The sequence below is a fragment of the Fulvivirga aurantia genome (assembly GCF_009711475.1).
GTDB lineage: Bacteria > Bacteroidota > Bacteroidia > Cytophagales > Cyclobacteriaceae > Fulvivirga > Fulvivirga aurantia.
On the sequence record NZ_SMMD01000577.1, the window covers coordinates 1 to 4,265 of the forward strand.

The following is a 4,265-nucleotide window of genomic DNA, read 5'->3' on the forward strand; positions in this document are numbered from 1 at the left end:
TCTCCAATTTCAAAGCCACATCTCTAAAGCTCTCTAGAGCTGCTTCAATATTCTCGATAATCTCAGCTGCCAACACATCCGGTTCAGGAAGATTTTCCAGATCAATCATGCTGTCATCCCTTAGCCAAGAGATATCTAAGCTTGTTTTGTCCCTGGCTAGAATGTCCTCATAACTGTACTTGCGCCATCTACCGTCTTTGTTTTCTTCTGACCAGGTTTCTTTTCGCTCGTGTCGGTTTTTAGGATTGTAGAGTTCAACAAATTCTTTCAAATTCTCATATTTCAAAGGACTCTTCTTGAGTGTATGACTAATGTTTGTGCGGTAATCATAAATCCATACTTCTTTAGTCCAGGGATCTTTAGCGGCTGGTTTTGCATCGAAGAAGAGGACATTTGCCTTTACGCCATGGGCATAGAAAATCCCTGTAGGAAGCCTTAGAATGGTATGAAGATCTACTTTCTCCATGAGCTTCTTACGAACAGTCTCTCCTACTCCTCCTTCGAATAATACGTTATCAGGGAGCACCACAGCCGCTTTCCCTGTTGTATTCAGCATAGAGACAATATGCTGAAGAAAATTGAGCTGCTTGTTAGTAGTGGTTACCCAAAAATCATTTCGGTTATAACTGAGATCTTCCTTTTCTTCTTTGCCTTCTTCGTTGGTTATGGTGATGCTGCTTTTCTTTCCGAAAGGCGGATTTGCCAACACATAATCGAAAAGATCACTTGGTTTTGTGAGCAAGGCATCTTCTCTTTTCACTGGTGGTTCTTTATCAAGTCCACCGATATTATGGAGAAAGAGATTCATCAAACTCATTCGAGCAGTTGAGGCTACAATTTCCCAACCATGAAAAGTGTCTTCTTTTAAGAAGCGAACATCTTCTTTATCCAGCTTGTAATTCTCCCGGTTATTGATGAAATCATAAGCGGATAGGAAGAAACCACCCGTACCACAGGCTGGATCAGCAATGGTTTTCCTAGGTTCTGGGCGCACACACTCCACAATAGCGGTAATGAGTTCCCTAGGCGTGAAATACTGACCAGCTCCACTTTTGGTATCCTGTGCGTTCTTTTCCAAAAGGCCTTCATACATATCCCCTTTAACATCGGCATCCATGCTGACCCAGGTTTCCTTACCAATCATTTTCACCAGCCGGTCGAGTTTAGCAGGGTCTTGAATCTTATTCTGAGCTTTGGTGAATATTTGGCCCAGCATACCTTTTTCTTTCCCCAATTCGCGGAGTAATTCTACATAGTGCGTCTCGAGCTTCACTCCGCTTTTAGATGCGATACTTTCCCACTTATACTTATCAGGAATACCAGATTTTCTTTTCTGAGGGCCCTTTTCCTGCTCATCAGCCATTTTTAAGAACAACAGGAAAGTGAGCTGTTCTAAGTAATCGGAATAGCTAACCCCATCATCTCTCAGGGTATCACAAAAAGACCATATTTTGGCTACTAAATTATTTGTTGTCATTTCAAACTCATTTATACTAATACCCTATTAACAAATCGTTTCAACCAGATAAATCCTTCTAATTCCGCATAAACCATCACACAGGATTTAGCAACTGAAGTAAAGGGTCTGTCAGGATTTCTGACATAATCTGACAATCGTTTTAGACAAGAACCTACTGCTAATCTCCTTGCTCGTTCGTCTGGTGCATTATCAATCAAGTCTTTTATCTCTAATATTTCTCTTTCACAGTCTTTCCAAGCCATCAAGCGTTGTTTGTTCAACTGTTCAAGATCAAGATGGTAGTAGAAGATGGACTGCAAAACTCTATTGTGTTCATAGTCATTTTCTCCGGCACTTAATACTTCACCGTTTGCGTCAAATGTGAGAAGACTTACATCTTCTTCATTTAATGGGTCTAGTAAAACTGGTATCTCGCAAGCAACATTTTCTTCATCATTGGCCACCCTTCCAACATCTGAACAATCCAAAGGGAAATAGTCTCCTTTGCCATGCACTTCTTCACAATCACCTAGTCGGTCTCTTCTTCGCTTGTTCGCCAGAGCGCCTGACAATCGATAATTTGACCATTCATATGCCAACCACCAATAACCGTTTGGTTTGTGCGTAATTGAATCACTTTTTGAATCCGTATAATCAACCTTTTCCTTTGCTCTGCTCTTAGGTCTGAAGTGGTCAACTTCAAGATCCCCATTGCCTATGGGAGCTTCGGAATACCAACATTTGTTGTGTGAAAGCCCTAGCATAATAGGTTGAAGCTGATTCCACTCTGGGTGATTCCTTATATACTCCTTTTTCTGCTCGATGGTCATTCCATTCATAGCGTCTATCTGAGCTTGTTTGATAGCATCCCAACCAAATTCTGCCACAGCAGTACTAAATCTATTTCTGTCAATATGCCTCATTGGTCTTTTTCCTCTTCTTTAAGAATTTCATCCAATACTTCCTTGGCTATCTTATCCAGTTCCTCAGCTTCCTCTTTTGTGTACTTTCGGTTGGTATATGCCTTGTTCTCACTCGTAAGCTTCAAGAATTGATTGTATCGACTATCAGCTGTTTCATCATTAAATCCAATCCGATCAAAATACTTCTTCAGTCTTTCAAATAGGTGCTTATCTGTTTCATCAAGCTCGCCCTGTACAAGTTTTGCTTGAAGAAAACGCTTTTGATTCAGTAAATCTTCAAGCTTTTTGCTCATCAGAGAAGGAATGCCAAATAACTCGCTCGTCAGAATCTTTGACACGCTCATCTCCCGGGGGCTCACATGAGGATTGAATGCCTCTGTCTTCCCATGATCATCCTTTTTGAATATTTGAACTTGGTTCTTTTTCAAATTGCCAATAACCAAAGGATCATGAGAGCAGAAGATTATTTGGGTATTAGATTTTCGCTTGACTACTCTGTCCAAATAATCCAAGAACTTCCACTTCCACATGGGGTTCAAATGTGTATCTGGTTCATCCAGTAAAATCAACGATTCTTCATCTTTGGTGAATTTCAATAGCCCTAAAACAGTCAGTAATTGTTTCTCGCCTTCACTTAGCTCAGACATGGCTAATTCGCCATCCACGTTTTCTTTCTTGACTTTTATCTTCACATCATGAAGCATATCTGAGATGTGAATACTCTCGAGGGCATTGAAAAGAGCAATTTTGTTTTGGTACTTGAATTCGATTAAGTCTGAAAAGGTCTCTCTGTCTTTCAGATATAGATACAAGCGATCCTGTGTTTCTGCTTTTTTGTAGGAGACCTCTACTCTGGCTTTATGCTGAATGGGTGCAAAAGAAAATCTCAATATATCATCTAAGAAATCCCTAACAAGTCCTTTTGCTCCCCAAAGTTCGGCTGTCTTGTTTTTCCTTGATTTTGCCCATTCTGGTTCTTTCAACATAAATAAGGCTGAACCAAAGTCTTCAATTTTCAATTCATCTTTTAAGAACTTCAGTGTTTCTTCCTCACGATCCTTAAACATATAAAAAGCAATGAGTGCAAAGTTGGCATGGATGTTCTGAGCAAGGAAAATCCTACGAATGGTATCAAACTGGCTGATTTTAGCTCCGGCCTTTATGATTTCATCGTAGTAAAGCTTTTGATGCGGTATATACAAATCAGCAAGCCGATCACTTATACCAGAATAATAGATGAACACATGCTTGGGAAGATAATGCTCGATGTTTTGTGTTACGACAGTCGTTTCGACCTTTTCATTTACCTTAAATGAATACTTGCCGTTATCCAGGTCTATTTCAATGTTATTGCCTCTGCATTCATATTTGATATAAAAGTCAAAGTCATGTTTCTTGACTTTTCGCTTATGGTTGTAGATCAGGTCTAAATCACGGTAAATGATTACGAGCGCTTCCAGAAAATTGGACTTACCCGTAGCATTCAATCCGAGCAGAACGGTTTCCCAGGCATTCTCATCAATATCAATCTTGAAATCTTCAAGATTTTTAAAGCGGGACTTGATATGTAACTTGTCAATTCTCATTTAGCTAATGACAACATGGACTCAGTTCCTTTTTTAACTTCTTTCACTTGATCTTGAATTTTCTTAAGCTCTGCATAAAAGTCCTCGATGTTCTCTTTGTGCTTGCTTTGCTGCCAGACTTCTTTGGCTAGCATGGGTTTATTCGATGCTTTGAGCACTTCTTCGATGCTTAGTTCCTTACTCATCTTCTTCGTTTTTTTAGGTGCCTTTTTCTTTTGTTTTTTCTGCTCTTCCAAATACTTCTTTTTCTCTTCTTGAATATGCTTTAGTAATATAGTCGCAGGTTCATCATTGGGA

4 protein-coding genes are annotated in these 4,265 nt (G+C 39.6%); all 4 read right to left on the reverse strand.

Annotated features, from left to right (window positions below; genetic code table 11):
- Positions 1–1,477: class I SAM-dependent DNA methyltransferase (locus E1176_RS04960; protein WP_155209463.1), on the reverse strand; the 1,477-nt coding region annotated here is incomplete at its 3' end.
- Between the two features lie 11 nt (positions 1,478–1,488).
- A complete protein-coding gene (locus E1176_RS04965; RefSeq protein ID WP_155209464.1) occupies positions 1,489–2,382 on the reverse strand; it encodes a hypothetical protein in 894 nt (297 codons plus the stop codon).
- Positions 2,379–3,968 carry an AAA family ATPase gene (locus E1176_RS04970; RefSeq protein ID WP_246205943.1) on the reverse strand — a complete coding sequence of 530 codons (1,590 nt, stop codon included), beginning with the start codon at positions 3,966–3,968 and terminating at the stop codon, positions 2,379–2,381. The genes E1176_RS04965 and E1176_RS04970 overlap by 4 nt, the downstream gene beginning before the upstream one ends.
- Positions 3,965–4,265, reverse strand: a 301-nt coding sequence (locus tag E1176_RS20525) for a hypothetical protein (RefSeq protein WP_222933087.1), incomplete at its 5' end; no start/stop codon positions are given. The genes E1176_RS20525 and E1176_RS04970, both read right to left, overlap by 4 nt.